This is a genomic window from Janthinobacterium sp. SUN026 (assembly GCF_030397625.1).
Taxonomy (GTDB): Bacteria; Pseudomonadota; Gammaproteobacteria; order Burkholderiales; family Burkholderiaceae_D; genus Janthinobacterium; species Janthinobacterium kumbetense.
In genome coordinates this window covers 577,034-590,908 of record NZ_JAPQNU010000001.1, presented here as the reverse complement: position 1 = coordinate 590,908, position 13,875 = coordinate 577,034, and the positions used below count along the sequence as shown (strand labels likewise).

Below are 13,875 nucleotides of genomic sequence, written 5' to 3'. Positions count from 1 at the left end.
CCTCGATGCAGCTCATCATCGCTGCGGTCGGCCATAAAATGCCGGCCTGGATAGAGACGGGCTTCGCGGAATACGCGAAGCGCATGCCGCCGGAATTGCGCATCGTGCTGAAAGAAATCAAGCCGGTGGAGCGTTCCGGCAGCAAGACCGCAGCCACGGCGATGGCGCTGGAACGCGAACGCATCGAAGCCGTCCTGCCCAAGGGCGTGCGCATCATCGCCCTCGACGAACGCGGCAAGGACCTGACCAGCGTCGGCCTGTCGCAGCAGCTGATGGCGTGGCAACAGGATGGCCGCGACACGGCCTTCCTGATCGGCGGCGCCGACGGCCTCGATCCGCAACTCAAGGCACGTGCCGAAGGCATGCTGCGCATTTCCAGCATGACCCTACCGCACGGCGTGGTGCGCGTGATCCTCGCCGAACAGCTGTACCGCGCCTGGTCTATCACGCAAAACCACCCCTACCACCGCGTCTGAATTCCCCATGAAACCGGCCGATAACAAGATCTATCTCGCCTCCAAAAGCCCGCGCCGGCGCGAATTGCTGCGCCAGATCGGCGTCGATTTCGAGTTGCTACTGCTGCGCAGCGACGGCCCGCGCGGCGCCGACGTCACCGAGGAAGTTCTCCCCGGCGAGTCGGCGCTCGACTATGTGGCCCGCGTGGCGAATGAAAAAGCCGCCTTCGCCTGGGACCTGGTGCGCCGCCGCCACCTGACCCCGCGCCCCGTGCTGGCGGCCGATACCACCGTCACCATCGACGGCGTCATCCTCGGCAAGCCGGCAGACCGGGCCGAGGCCGTGGCCATGCTGCAGCAGCTGTCTGGCCGCACTCACGAGGTACTCACCTCGATCGCCGTGCACTACAAGGATTTCGCCGAGCAGCGCACGCAGATCTCGCAAGTGCGCTTCGGCGTGCTGTCGCCCGCCTCGATCGCCGCGTATTGCGCCACGCCGGAACCGTACGACAAGGCCGGCGGCTACGGCATCCAGGGCAGCGCCGCGCTGTTCGTAGAGCACATCGAAGGCAGCCATTCCGGCATCATGGGCCTGCCCCTGTACGAAACTGCACAGTTGCTACGACTGGCAGGTTTGCCCCTGCCCTGATCGGGTATGATGTCATTCGTTGCCTCCACTCCCGCGCCTCCATGAACGAAGACATCCTGATCAATATCACGCCGCAAGAAACGCGCGTCGCCCTCATCCTGCAGGGCGCCGTGCAGGAATTGCACATCGAGCGCACGCTCACGCGCGGCCTGGCCGGCAATGTGTATTCCGGCAAAGTGGTGCGCGTATTGCCGGGCATGCAGTCGGCCTTCATCGACATCGGCCTGGAACGGGCCGCCTTCCTCCACGTGGCCGACATCTGGGAAGCGCGCGGCCACGACGGCCAGAACGCCACGCCGGCGCCCATCGAGAAAATCCTGTTTGACGGCCAGGTACTGACGGTACAGGTAATCAAGGACCCGATCGGCACCAAGGGCGCGCGCCTGTCGACGCAGATTTCCATCGCCGGGCGCATGCTGGTGTACCTGCCGCAGGACAAGCACATCGGCATCTCGCAGAAGATCGAGAAGGAAGCGGAGCGCGAGCAGCTGCGCGTGCGCCTGCAAAGCCTGCTGCCCACCGATGAAAAGGGCGGCTACATCGTGCGCACCATGGCTGAAGACGCGTCCGACGCGGACTTGAAGGCGGACGTCGACTACCTGAGAAAAACCTGGAGCACGATCACGCACGGTGCGCGCACGCGCCCCGCCACCAGCCTGCTGCACCAGGACTTGAGCCTGGCGCAACGCGTGCTGCGCGATTTCGTCGGCGATGAAACGGCCACCATCCAGGTCGATTCACGCGAAAACTACGTGAAATTGCGCGAATTCGCGGAAATCTACACGCCCAGCGAACTGACGCGCCTGCAGCACTACACGGGCGAGCGGCCCCTGTTCGACCTGTACGGTGTGGAAGAAGAGATCTTGCGCGCCCTGGGCCGCCGGGTCGACCTGAAATCGGGCGGCTACCTGATCGTCGACCAGACGGAGGCGATGACCACCATCGACGTCAACACGGGCGGCTTCGTCGGCGGACGCAATTTTGCCGACACGATTTTCAAAACCAACCTGGAAGCGGCGCACGCCATCGCGCGCCAGCTGCGCCTGCGCAACCTGGGCGGCATCATCATCCTCGACTTCATCGACATGGACAACGCCGAGCACCGCAACGCCGTGCTGGCCGAACTGAAACGCACTCTGTCGCGCGACCGCACCAAGGTCTCGGTGAGCAATTTCTCGCCACTGGGCCTGGTGGAAATGACGCGCAAGCGCACGCGCGAATCGCTGGCCCATATCCTGTGCGAGCCATGCCCCGCCTGCGCCGGCAAGGGGCAAGTGAAAACCTCGCGCACGATCTGCTATGAAATCCTGCGCGAACTGCTGCGCGAAGCAAAGCAGTTCAACCCGCGCGAATTCCGCATCCTCGCCTCGCAGGAAGTCGTGGATTTATTCCTCGAAGAAGAATCGCAGCACCTGGCCATGCTGGGCGATTTCATCGGCAAGAAAATCTCGCTGCAGGTGGAGAATGCCTACCACCAGGAGCAGTACGACGTGATTCTGATGTAGTCATGCCGGGCACCACCGCCTTCTGGCGCGACCCGTCTCTCCCTCACGTGGAGAGCCGGCGCGCCTGCCACAGCCGGGCTTGCTACAAGCCCCACAGCCATCCCACGTTTTCCATCGGCGCCGTCGACTCTGGCGGCAGCATCTTTACGGGCAGCAAAGACGGCAAGGTCGCACTCGGCAATGGCAGCCTGGTGCTGGTGCCGGCCGGCTGCGTACACGCCTGCAATCCCCTGCCTGACGCCCTGTGGAGCTACCAGATGCTGCATCTCGATGCGCAGTGGCTGCAGGCACACGCGCCGGCGCTCGATGGCGATACGGCGGCGGTGTTGCACTGCCCGCTGCTGTACGCGCAGTTTTGCACCCTGAATGCGCTGCTGTTTTCAAGGGCCAGCGCGGCGGAGAAAAATGCGGCGCTGCTGGCGTTCCTGGGCGACTGCGCCAGCGCCTGTGCGGATCGGCTGCCGTCGGAACGCAAGCCGGTGCCTCAGCAGCTGGCGCCCGTGCTCGCAACGCTGCAGGCGCTGCCCTCGGCCAGCCTGCGGCAACTGGCGGAGGCAGCAAGCCTGAGCCCGTATCAATTGATCCGCGCCTTTCGCGCCGCCACGGGCCTGACGCCGCATGCCTACCAGCTGAATATGCACGTCAACCGCGCGCGCAACCGCTTGCAGGCCGGGACGGCGTTGGCGCAACTGGCGCATGAACTGGGCTTTGCCGACCAGAGCCACCTGCAGCGCGTGTTCAAGGCGCATGCGGGCATCACGCCGGGGCGCTATCGGGGCCAGGGCAGCTAGAACGCCTGCAATTTTCTTCAATACAGGCTGTCGCCAGCCCCGGCATACTCGCGCATCGCCATTGCCGGAGCCAAACTCCATGCAGGATTTTCTCTTCATCGCCGCCGCCCACTTTCTTTCCCTGCTGTCGCCCGGTCCCGATTTTTTCCTGATCGCGCGCACCTCGCTGGCCCATGGCTGGCGCGGCGCCGCCGGCACGTGCGTGGGCATTACCGTGGCCAATGCGGTGTTTATCGTGGCGGCGTTTGCGGGACTATCGGTGCTGCGGGCGGGCAGCACGGCATTCATGCTGGTGCGGCTGGCTGGATGCGCCTATCTGCTGTACCTGGGCTGGCTGTTCCTGCGCCATGCAGGCAAGAACAGCCTGGAGGCAAAGCCCACCACCGGCAAGGCGCGCTGGCGCGGTAGTGTCGCGATGGGGTTTGTCTCCGCCATCCTGAACCCGAAGAATGCGCTGTTCTATGTCAGCCTGGCCACCGTGCTGGCCGCCAGGCAGACGAGTCCCGCTGCGATGGTCGCATATGGCGCGTGGATGGTCTTTGCCGTGCTGGCGTGGGATATGGCGGTGGCGCTGGCCATCGGCAGCGCCGCCCTGCGGCAGCGCTTTGCGCGCGCGCTGCCGTCGCTGGAACGGCTGTCGGGCGTGGTGCTGATCGTGCTGGCGCTGGTGCTGCTGGCGGATCAGGCTGGCAGCGGATCCAGGTAAAACACGGCATACACTTTCAAGGGCGTGGTTTCCGTCGCCTTTTCCGAGCGCACGACGGAGCAGTCGTCGGCGGCCAGGCTGCGCCAGTTCTGGATGCCCGCCTTGGCGAACATGGCGTGCGCGGGGGCATTCGCGGCCAGATCCAGCACCAGGCAGGCGTTGCGCGGGCCGGCGCCGTAGTTGACGGCGCGAATTTCAATGCCGAAGGTCGTCATCCACGGCTCCCACAAGCCTTTTTCCTTGCCGGCGGCCATACGCTCCAGCATTTCGCCAAAGCTCAAGCCTTTCTTGACGGTGCCGCGCAGGGCTTCCAACGACGGCGCCAGGCGGGGATCGGGCTGCTTGTTGCCGGCGCGGATCTCGGCGATCGCCTTCAATTCCTTGATGATGGCCGCATCGCGCTCCGTGTAGTCGCGCATGCGCGCGTAAAACTCGGCATCGAGGAAGGGATTGACGGTCAGCTTGGCGACGCCCTCTTCGCGGCGTTTCGGGGAAGGCGTGTTGGTTTTGGTCATGGCGATAGAGGGGCAAAATACGTTGAGGGGCGCCAGTGTACCACCTTGCGGCGGCGCGGCCCCAGGCGCGGCCTCAGCCCCGGGGAACGGCCGTCGATTCGCGCACCACCAGCTCGGGTTTCAGGCGCACGTCGAGCACGGCGGAATCGGGCGAATCGATGGTTTGCAGGATCAGCCGGGCCGCTTCCGTGCCGATGCCGTGGTGGCGGATGCGGATAGTGGTCAGGGGCGGGCGGATCATGTCCATGTAGGGCATGTCGTTGTGGCCCACGACAGAAATATCTTCGGGGCAGCTCAAGCCCAGTTCGCGGATGGCGTCGTAGCAGCCGAGGGCCACGAGATCGCTGCCCGTCACCACGGCCGTCGTCTGCGGCGACTGGCGCAGCAGTTCCAGCAGGGCGGCCTTGCCGCATTCGCGCGAATAGCCGCTGCTTTCAAACACGAAGGCTTGCGAGGGATCGAGTTCGCTGGCCTGGATGGCGGCCAGGAAACCGAGGCGGCGCACGTGGCCCGTGGACAGGTTTTCCGGGCCGGCAATATGCGCGATATGCCGGTGACCCAGCGCCAGCAAGTGTTCCACGGCAAGGCGCATGCCGACCACGTCGTCGCTGACGACGCAGGAAGCGACGCCCGTCTCGTCGCTGCGGTTGACGGTAACCACCGGCACATTCTGGTCGATGCACATCTTGATGACGGGATCGTCGCGCCGTGCGGTAGCCAAAATCAGGCCATCGACCTGCTGCCCCAGCAGGCGGTTGATGACGAACAGCTGCTCTTCCTCGTCGGCGCCGACATTGGCGACGATGGCCAGGTAGCCATGCTTGCGCAAGCCTTCCTCGATGCCCAGCAGGATAGGCGGAAAAACCGCGTTGGTAATGTCGGGCAAGACCACGCCGATGATGCGCGACTTGCGCGTGACGAGGGTGGAGGCGGCGCGGTTCGGCCGGTAACCGAGCCGGCCTGCTTCGGCCAGCACGCGCGCGGCCACCTCGACGCTGACCATTTGCCGCGTTGCCGGGTTCATCACGCGTGAAACGGTGGAAAAGTGCACGCCACTGGCCCGCGCGACGTCGCTTAAGGTGGGGTTCTTGTTTGTCATGGGCTTCCCGGATCGCAATACCGTGATTTTATCGTAAAAATTCCCCATTCCGTCAAAAACCGAGCAAACGCTTGCATTAAGATAAAGCCGTTTCCCAAAGCGGTTTTGACACTCTTAAGTACAATCCAGCCTTGACAGCGTGCAAACGCTTGCATAACATGGCTCGGATTGACCACTCGGGCCCTGTATGCCCTTCCCAGAATTCCTATGTCTACTTCGCACAGCAAGCACGCCGAACAGAACGGCGAAACCTTCAACCTGAAAGAAGCCGCCCTCGCCTATCACGCCGAACCTCGCGCAGGCAAGATTTCCGTCACGCCAACCAAACCGCTGGGCGACGCCCGCGCGCTGACCCTGGCGTACTCGCCGGGCGTGGCCTTCGCTTGCGAAGCGATCGTGGAAGATCCGCGCACGGCCGGCACCTACACGTCGCGCAGCAACCTGGTGGCCGTGATCACCAACGGCACGGCCGTGCTGGGCCTGGGCGATATCGGTCCGCTGGCCAGCAAACCGGTGATGGAAGGCAAAGCTTGCCTGTTCAAGCAATTTGCCGACGTCGACGTGTTCGACATCGAACTGGCCGAGAACGATCCCGACCTGTTCATCGACACGGTGGTGCGCATGGAGCCGACCTTCGGCGGCATCAACCTGGAAGACATCAAGGCGCCCGACTGCTTCTATATCGAACAGCAATTGCGCAAGCGTATGAATATTCCCGTCTTCCACGACGACCAGCATGGCACGGCCATCATCGTCGCGGCCGGCATCCTGAACGGCCTGGAACTGGTGGGCAAGGATATCGGCAACGTGAAAGTGGCTGTCTCGGGCGCCGGCGCGGCCTCGATCGCCTGCCTGGACTTGCTCGTCTCGCTGGGCCTGAATAAATCGCTGCTGAAAGTGTGCGACAGCCAAGGCGTGATCTACCCGGGCCGCGATGCCAGCATGGAAGAGAACAAGGCGCGCTACGCGAACGACACCAGCGACCGCGACCTGGCCGACGCCATGGTTGGCGCCGACATTTTCATCGGCGTCTCGAAGGGCGGCGTGGTGAGCGCGCAGATGGTCGAATCGATGGCCGCCAAGCCGCTGATCTTTGCCCTGGCCAATCCGCATCCGGAAATTGCCCCGGAAAAAGTGCATGCCGTGCGCGACGACGCCATCGTGGCCACGGGCCGTTCGGACTACCCGAACCAGATCAATAACGTGCTGTGCTTCCCGTACATCTTCCGTGGCGCGCTCGACGTGGGCGCCACCACCATCAATGAAGAGATGAAGCTGGCCTGCGTGCGCGCCATCGCCGCGCTGGCCAAGGAACCATTGCCGGGCCACACCACCAGCGCCCTGACGCCGTTACAACTGATTCCATCGCCGTTCGATGAGCGCCTGCGCAGCTGGGTCGCGCCTGCCGTGTCGCAAGCGGCCATCGCCACCGGCGTGGCCACCCGCGTGCCAGCCACCGCCTGAAACGCGTGAGCGGCCTAGCTGCCTTGTCAAAATAACAGCAAGTTACCATTGCTTACAAAAAAACCATGGCTAAAAACCATGGTTTTTTTCATTTCCCCCTTGAGATCGCCTATACAGTTATCGAAGAGTAAATCCCCCAAGGACGTTTTTGCTGCCCCCTTCGATTACAATGACGCCTACTTTATGTTGCTACAGTTGCCATAATGGCGACGACGTGCGTTAACAAGGATATTCATGCTCGGCCTGACCTCTGTTTGTGTTTTTCTCTTTTCGGCATTGGCGTTGGCGGTCAACAGCGGATATTCCCTTGGCGCCCTGGTGCTGCTGCTGGCCAGCATCTCCTTGTTGTGGAAACGCTCAAGCTCGGCATTGCAGCGCAAGGACTACTTGCTGATGGGTGTCCTGCTGGCCTACTTCTTTATTTTTACCGCCAATATGCTGTACCACGGCGATCCCGCACGCGAAATCGACATACCGTTGAGGGCACTGCTGGCCGTGCCGGTACTGCTGCTGCTGCTGGCGTATCCGCCCGCGCCCGCTGCCTGGTGGGGCGGCCTGTCCATCGGTGCCATCGCTGGCGTCATGCTGGCGACCTGGCAACTGTTCGCGCTGCAGATGGAACGTCCCCTGGCCGCAACCAGCAATGCCATCCATTACGGGAATGTCAGTATGCTGTTGGGTATGCTTGCGCTAAGCGGCCTTGGCTGGGCGCGCGCGCAAAGCCAGCGCACGGCCTGGACGCTTCTATTGCTCGCCGGCGGCCTGGCAGGCATCCTTGGTTCCCTTATCAGCGGCAGCCGTAGCGGCTGGCTCGCCCTGCCCATCTGTATCTGCCTCATCGCGGTCCACTACGCCAAGGCACATGGAAAACGTTATCTTGGCGGCGCCCTGGCACTCCTGCTCGCCATGGGCGCAGCAGCATATCTCATGCCGAACTCGACATTACGCGAACGCGCGACCACCGCCATAAGCGAGCTGGAAAAGTTCGACAACAATGACACCATCAACACTTCCATCGGCGAGCGCATGGAAATGTGGCGTCTTACCCTGCAAATGGTCGATGCGCATACTATGTGGACAGGCATGGGACGCACGGGCTACCTGGCGCAAAAATATGCGCTGGCAGACGAGGGAAAGATGTCTGCAGTGATCCGTAACTATACGAATGCCCATAACGACTACCTGGATGTGCTGGTCAAGCGCGGCGTCACCGGCGTACTGGCCCTGCTGGCCCTGTTCCTGGTGCCGCTGGCGCTCTTCGCGCGGGCCCTGCGGCGCGGTGGCGCTGCGGCCCAGCCCTATGCGCTGGCCGGCGTGGTGCTATGCACGTGCTACATGATTTTTGGCCTGACGACGAGCTCGCTCACCCTGAATATCGGCATCATCATGCTGGTCTTCCCGATGGTGATACTGTGGGCCATGCTGCGTCAGCAAGAACGCATTGCCTGAGCTCGTTTTTCGCCTGACCGTTTTTGCTGTCCCCTGCAAGGAACCATACTGATGCTCACGCCCGACCTGAAGCGCCTCACTGCGCTGCACGCGCCCTACAAAAAACACCTGGCCCTGGCCTTGCTGGCGATGGTCGTCACGGCGGCCACGGAACCGCTGCTGCCGTATGCGCTCAAACTGCTGCTCGACAATGGTTTTGGCGGCAAGGTGAATTTTTCATTCTGGCTGGTGCCGCTGATCGTCATCGGCATCTTTGCCATGCGCGGCGCGTCGACGTTTGCCAGCAGCTACCTGATGAGCTATGTCTCCACGCGCATCCTCAACGAGTTGCGGCGCAGGATGTTTGCCAGCATGCTCAACTTGCCCATCGACTTCTACAATACGCACACGGTGGGCAAAGTCATCAACTCCATCATGTTTGAGGTGCAGCAGATCATCGAGATGGTGACCAAGGTGTTTACCTCGATCGTGCGCTCCTCGCTGACCGTGTTGGGCCTGCTGGCGTGGCTGCTGTACCTGAACTGGGTGCTGACCCTCGTGACCCTGGTGCTGCTGCCCCTGCTGACCATCGTCGTGCGCACCACGGGCAAGCGCCTGAAAAAACTCAACCGCGACTCGCTGGCCGTCAATGCCGAGTTGACCCAGGTCATCGAGGAAACCACGCGCGCCCAGCAGGTGATCAAGATCTTTGGCGGCCAGGACTACGAAAAAGCGCGCTTCGAAGAGCGTGCCGAGCAATTGCGCCGCTACAGCATGCGCATGACCACGACCTTTTCCGCCACCGTGCCCATCACCCAGGTGATCACGGCCGCCGCCGTGGCCCTGGTCATCGTGATGGCCCTGTTCCAGTCGGAGCAGGGCCAAATCACGGTGGGCGGCTTCGTATCCTTCATCACGGCCATGCTGATGCTGTTGACGCCCCTGAAGCAACTGGCTGAAGTCAACGGCCCCCTGCAGCGCGGCATGGCTGCTGCGGAAGAAGTCTTTTTGCTGATCGACAAGACGCCGGAACGCACGGGCGGCACGCCGCTCGCTGGCCGCAGCAAAGGCCGCATCGAATTCAAGGACGTGAGCTTTGCCTACCCCGGACATCAGGAGCCGGCTCTGCGGCACATCGACCTGAGCATTGCGCCAGGACAAACGGTCGCCTTTGTCGGCATGTCCGGGGGTGGCAAATCGACCCTGGTCAGCCTGCTGCCCGGTTTTTATTCGGCCAGCAGTGGCGAGATCTTGCTCGATGGGCAGAATATCGATGCCATCGCCCTGACCAGCCTGCGCAGCCAGATCGCCATGGTCAGCCAGCAGGTGGTGCTGTTCGACGATACCCTGGCCGCCAATATCGCGTATGGCGATGCAACGCCGGACCGGCAGCGTATCGAAGCGGCGGCCGCCGCCGCCTTCCTCTCGGACGTCATCGACGGCTTGCCCGATGGCCTGGAAACGCGCCTGGGCGACAATGGCTCGCGCCTGTCCGGCGGCCAGCGCCAGCGCGTGGCCATCGCCCGCGCGATCTACAAGGATGCGCCCATCCTGATCCTAGATGAAGCCACCTCGGCACTGGATACGGAGGCGGAACGAGCCGTGCAAGCGGCACTGGAGCACCTGATGCAAGGTAAAACCACCTTAGTTATTGCTCATAGGCTATCAACAATTGAACGTGCGGACCGTATCGTGGTATTGTCACACGGGAAAATAATGGAAACCGGCAGTCACCAGCAATTATTGGAAGCCAACGGCGCGTATGCCAATCTGCATCGCCTGCAGTTTTCCCAGCAAATGGTTTGACGCCATCGAATGAATACCTGAAATCGTACTGATACATGACGCCTTTGATTCCCGCCGAACTTCTACAAAAGTCGGACAAAATTCTTTTCATCGCCCATCTGGCGCTGGGAGACTTTACCTATCTGCAAAACGGTTTCCGCGCCTTTGCCGCGGCCTATCCCCATATCCAGATCCACCTGTGGGTCGATGAAGTCCGCCGCACGTCCGACTCCAGGCAATGGGAAGGCTTGCGCACCTATTCGCTGTACGACTGGGTGGAACAGTCGGGCCTGTTCGCCAAGGTGTACCGCAAGACCTACAGCCCGGCGCTGTACGAAGAGTCACTGCGCGAAGCCCAGGCGGAACACTATCCTGTCGTCGTGTCGCTGGCCCACGTGCGGCCACAGCAGTATGCGGACCTTGCCCGCGCGATCAGCCCGCATGGGCTGGTGATCGGCACGCGCAAACCGTTCAGCCCGCTACGCCCCTGGCATTACCTGGCCTACCGCAAGATCGATGCCGTACTGGCCTCGTATGCGGGCCAGGATGCGGGCGAGCACCATATCAGCAGCGTGTATGCAGACTGGTTCCATCAATTGACGGGACTCGATATTCCCGTGGCCGAACGCTATCCCTTCGTGCACATTCCCGAGCAGGCACTGCAGCAGGCGCAGGAGCAGCTGGCCGCCTGGGGCTTTGCCCCGCGCCAGGGTCCGCTGGTGCTATTGAATCCGTTTGCCAAGTCGCACAAGCGCGGCTGGCCGCTGGAGCGCATTGCCGAACTGATCGCGCGCATGCAGGCGATGCCAAAGTGGGCAAATGCCTGTTTCCTGATCAATGCCATGCCGCAGGAACTGGCCAAGGTGAATGCCGTCGTGCAGGCGCATGGCTTGCCGCGCACGCAAGCCTTCAGTGCCGTCGACAACTTTTTCCAGCTGCCGGCCATGCTGGCGCAATGCGACCTGATTATTTCGGTGGAAACGTCGATCATGCACCTGGCGAACGCCGTGCATGTGCCCGTAGTGGCGCTGATGCGCAAGAAAAATCCGGAATGGGCGCCGTTCGACAGCGCCAACAGCACCGTCATCACGGTGGCCCGGCGCAGCGACTGGGTCAAGGCGATTTCGGTCGATCAGGTATTGCAGACCGTCGCCTAGGCAACGCGGCAGCGGCTAGCCGGTGCCCAGCATGCTGATGCGCACCAGGTCGGCTACATTGTCGACCCCCAGCTTGTCCATCAGGCGCGCCTTGTGCACTTCCACCGTGCGCACGGAAATGCCCAGTGCCGGGGCGATATCGCGGTTGTGCTGGCCCGTCACCACCAGATGCATCACTTCCCGCTCGCGCGGCGTCAGCGCGCGCAGCAAGGCTTGCCCCTCCACCTGGCGCAGCAATTGGCCGCGCGCATGCGCCTCGCGCGAAAACGCTTCGTCGATGGCGGCCAGCAGCTTGTCGTGGTCAAACGGTTTTTCCAGGAAATCGCTGGCCTGCGCCTTGAAGGCCTGGCGTGCCAGGGTGACGTCGCCGTGTCCCGTGATAATGATGATGGGTAGCATGCATTTCAGCTCCAGCAAGCGACGCTGCAGGCTCAGGCCATCCATGCCGGACATGCGGATATCGATCAGCAGGCAGCCGGCCCACTCGGGCCGCCAGCTGTGCAGGAAATCCTCGCCGCAGGAAAACAGGGCCGTGCGGTAGCCGCGTATGCCCAGCAGCAAACCCAGCGCATCGCGCACGGCGGGATCGTCATCCACGATAAACACCGTCAAATTACTTGTCACCATACTCTCCTGTAGCGGCCGCGCTGGCGCGCGCCAGGGGCAGGACAAAACGAAAAATGCCATGCTTGCCCACTTCGGCCCATAGCTGGCCGCCATGCGCTTCGACGATGCTGCGGCTGAGCACCAGCCCCAGGCCCAGGCCGCTGGCCTTGGTCGAGACGAACGGTTCGAACAGGCGTGCCGCCAGGCTATTGGAAATGCCGGGGCCGCTATCCTCCACGGACAGCCGCAGCCGCCCGCCTTCGAGCCGCTCGGCAGAGACCGTGATGCGGCGCCGGCCGCGCGGCTGGCCCATCACCGCATCCTGCGCATTGGCCAATAAATTACGCAATACCAGCTCGATTTGCAGGCGGTCGGCGTTGACGGCCAGCGGCGACGGCGGCGCCAGCACCAGTTCGATGCCATGCTCATGAAACAGCGGCGTGAACTGGCGCGCCATGCCCTCGATCAAGGCGCTCGCCTCCACCGCTTCGAGCTGCATCGCGCCGGTGCGGAAAAAGTCGCGCAGGCGGCGCACCACGTCCGCGGCGCGTCCCGATTCGACGATCATATGTCCCACGGCGCCCTGCAGCAGGGCGCCAGTCTCGCCCCGTTCCAGCAGGTATTCGCACGCCTTGCCATAGGTCGACAAGGCCGTCAGCGGCTGGTTCAGCTCATGCGCGAGCGCCGCCGCCATCTCGCCGGCGGCCGCCAGGCGCATCGTGTGTTTCAATTCATCGGCCACCTGGCGCATTTCATCGACGACGATGCCGATAAAAAACCCCACCAGCGCCAGCACGGCATCGAGCAGCTGCAATTCATAAAACTGGATATCGACCGCATGCGTCCATTTCACCAGGGTAATGATGCATAGTTGCAATACAAACACGGCCAGCACGGCGCCATGCAAGCCCTGACGCGAGGCGGCCCAGATCACGGGAAGAAACAGGAAATAGAAATGCTTGTATTCGGAACGCACGATGGAGCCGAAAAGGCTCCACAGCACGAAGCTGGCCAGGGCCAGATACGCCAGGGTTTCCCAGCGCCAGACGGCGGCATGCAGGCGTTCGCGCCCCCGCTCGCTGAACAGCACCCAGATCAGCGGCATCGATACCAGCATGCCGACCATGTCGCCGATGCCGAAGCGCCAGACTGCCGTCCCCCATTCGCCAGCCGGGATGCGTCCCGTCAGCGACAGCAGGGAAATGTAGCCGAGCGCATTGAGCACGGTGCCCAGCAGCACGATGGCAACCCAGGCGCTCAGGCGGCGCCGGTTGTCGAAAATGTCGCTGCTGCTGAAACTGCGGCGCAAGACTGCGCCGATACCGCCATAGCCGAGCATCAGCCACGCCGAACAGAGCAAGGTCAGGGGCAGGCCTGCCGGCATGCCGCGCACCAGCACCTCGCCGGCCACCAGGGCGATAAACCACGGCAGCGCCGCCTTGCGGCCGTGGATCAGCCAAAATACCAGGCCCAGCGCGGGATCGGGATTCCACGGGGTGATGTTCAGCCCGTACATCGGGTCGATATACGTGGCCCAGTCAAACAGCAGATACAGGCCGACAAAGGCGGGATACGGCAGGTAGCGGGACAGGAATGGGCGCATAACGGTGTTTTTTAACTGTCCCGCATTATGCATCGCAAGCGTGCGCCACGCCATGCCATCTTGCGTTATAAGCACACAAAATAGTTTTCATGCAATATCGCAAGGCGCGCCG

The 13,875-nt window shown here is 62.7% G+C and carries 12 protein-coding genes and 1 pseudogene; 9 read left to right on the top strand and 4 right to left on the bottom strand.

The window, feature by feature from the left end; translation table 11 throughout:
* Positions 1 to 5: 5 nt before the first annotated feature.
* The 5 genes from rlmH (at position 6) to OX459_RS02760 (ending at position 4,106) form a co-directional block, all read left to right on the top strand.
* On the top strand, positions 6 to 476 hold the full coding sequence (rlmH, locus tag OX459_RS02780; protein ID WP_034747108.1) for a 23S rRNA (pseudouridine(1915)-N(3))-methyltransferase RlmH: 471 nt from the start codon (positions 6 to 8) through the stop codon (positions 474 to 476).
* Between the two features lie 7 nt (positions 477 to 483).
* Entirely contained in the window at positions 484 to 1,104 is a 621-nt protein-coding gene (locus tag OX459_RS02775) for a Maf family protein (protein WP_289903724.1), read from the top strand.
* A gap of 41 nt (positions 1,105 to 1,145) precedes the next feature.
* Positions 1,146 to 2,609, top strand: coding sequence for a ribonuclease G (gene rng / locus OX459_RS02770; RefSeq protein ID WP_099666686.1), 1,464 nt, complete (start codon positions 1,146 to 1,148; stop codon positions 2,607 to 2,609).
* Positions 2,610 to 2,611: 2 nt separating this feature from the next.
* Positions 2,612 to 3,400, top strand: a complete 789-nt coding sequence (locus tag OX459_RS02765; protein WP_289903723.1) for an AraC family transcriptional regulator — start codon at positions 2,612 to 2,614, stop codon at positions 3,398 to 3,400.
* A gap of 79 nt (positions 3,401 to 3,479) precedes the next feature.
* Complete coding sequence (locus OX459_RS02760) at positions 3,480 to 4,106, top strand: LysE family translocator (protein WP_289903722.1); 627 nt, start codon at positions 3,480 to 3,482, stop codon at positions 4,104 to 4,106.
* On the opposite strand, the gene OX459_RS02755 is transcribed toward OX459_RS02760, so the two are convergent.
* Positions 4,082 to 4,621 carry a hypothetical protein gene (locus OX459_RS02755; RefSeq protein WP_289903721.1) on the bottom strand — a complete coding sequence of 180 codons (540 nt, stop codon included), beginning with the start codon at positions 4,619 to 4,621 and terminating at the stop codon, positions 4,082 to 4,084. The two genes, OX459_RS02760 and OX459_RS02755, sit on opposite strands and share 25 nt — an antisense overlap.
* A 73-nt stretch (positions 4,622 to 4,694) precedes the next feature.
* Positions 4,695 to 5,720: a LacI family DNA-binding transcriptional regulator gene (locus OX459_RS02750; RefSeq protein WP_289903719.1), complete on the bottom strand. Its 1,026-nt coding sequence runs from the start codon at positions 5,718 to 5,720 to the stop codon at positions 4,695 to 4,697.
* A gap of 207 nt (positions 5,721 to 5,927) precedes the next feature.
* Here OX459_RS02750 and OX459_RS02745 point away from each other — a divergent pair.
* From OX459_RS02745 to OX459_RS02730, 4 genes and pseudogenes are all read left to right on the top strand, one after another.
* A pseudogene (locus tag OX459_RS02745) lies at positions 5,928 to 7,166 on the top strand (malic enzyme-like NAD(P)-binding protein); the annotation flags it as partial.
* 252 nt (positions 7,167 to 7,418) lie between these two features.
* A complete protein-coding gene (locus tag OX459_RS02740) occupies positions 7,419 to 8,633 on the top strand; it encodes an O-antigen ligase family protein (RefSeq protein WP_289903718.1) in 1,215 nt (404 codons plus the stop codon).
* A gap of 51 nt (positions 8,634 to 8,684) precedes the next feature.
* Positions 8,685 to 10,418, top strand: coding sequence for a lipid A export permease/ATP-binding protein MsbA (gene msbA / locus OX459_RS02735; protein WP_289903717.1), 1,734 nt, complete (start codon positions 8,685 to 8,687; stop codon positions 10,416 to 10,418).
* A 35-nt stretch (positions 10,419 to 10,453) separates the two neighbouring features.
* A complete protein-coding gene (locus OX459_RS02730; protein WP_289903716.1) occupies positions 10,454 to 11,554 on the top strand; it encodes a glycosyltransferase family 9 protein in 1,101 nt (366 codons plus the stop codon).
* A 15-nt stretch (positions 11,555 to 11,569) separates the two neighbouring features.
* On the opposite strand, the gene OX459_RS02725 is transcribed toward OX459_RS02730, so the two are convergent.
* Together OX459_RS02725 and OX459_RS02720 are read right to left on the bottom strand one after the other, a co-directional pair.
* A complete protein-coding gene (locus tag OX459_RS02725) occupies positions 11,570 to 12,178 on the bottom strand; it encodes a response regulator (protein WP_216350414.1) in 609 nt (202 codons plus the stop codon).
* Positions 12,168 to 13,763 (bottom strand): ATP-binding protein, encoded by a 1,596-nt coding sequence (locus OX459_RS02720; protein ID WP_289903715.1) that lies wholly within the window; start codon positions 13,761 to 13,763, stop codon positions 12,168 to 12,170. Before OX459_RS02720 ends, OX459_RS02725 begins: the two co-directional genes overlap by 11 nt.
* Between the last annotated feature and the right edge of the window lie 112 nt (positions 13,764 to 13,875).

Bases quoted from the DNA above. Each gene is read 5' to 3' on its own strand.
- rng (WP_099666686.1), top strand. From the start codon at position 1,146: ATGAACGAAGACATCCTGATCAATATCACGCCGCAAGAAACGCGCGTC.
- OX459_RS02755 (WP_289903721.1), bottom strand. From the start codon at position 4,621: ATGACCAAAACCAACACGCCTTCCCCGAAACGCCGCGAAGAGGGCGTC.
- OX459_RS02750 (WP_289903719.1), bottom strand. From the start codon at position 5,720: ATGACAAACAAGAACCCCACCTTAAGCGACGTCGCGCGGGCCAGTGGC.
- OX459_RS02775 (WP_289903724.1), top strand. From the start codon at position 484: ATGAAACCGGCCGATAACAAGATCTATCTCGCCTCCAAAAGCCCGCGC.
- OX459_RS02765 (WP_289903723.1), top strand. From the start codon at position 2,612: ATGCCGGGCACCACCGCCTTCTGGCGCGACCCGTCTCTCCCTCACGTG.
- OX459_RS02720 (WP_289903715.1), bottom strand. From the start codon at position 13,763: ATGCGCCCATTCCTGTCCCGCTACCTGCCGTATCCCGCCTTTGTCGGC.
- OX459_RS02760 (WP_289903722.1), top strand. From the start codon at position 3,480: ATGCAGGATTTTCTCTTCATCGCCGCCGCCCACTTTCTTTCCCTGCTG.
- rlmH (WP_034747108.1), top strand. From the start codon at position 6: ATGCAGCTCATCATCGCTGCGGTCGGCCATAAAATGCCGGCCTGGATA.
- OX459_RS02730 (WP_289903716.1), top strand. From the start codon at position 10,454: ATGACGCCTTTGATTCCCGCCGAACTTCTACAAAAGTCGGACAAAATT.
- OX459_RS02740 (WP_289903718.1), top strand. From the start codon at position 7,419: ATGCTCGGCCTGACCTCTGTTTGTGTTTTTCTCTTTTCGGCATTGGCG.
- msbA (WP_289903717.1), top strand. From the start codon at position 8,685: ATGCTCACGCCCGACCTGAAGCGCCTCACTGCGCTGCACGCGCCCTAC.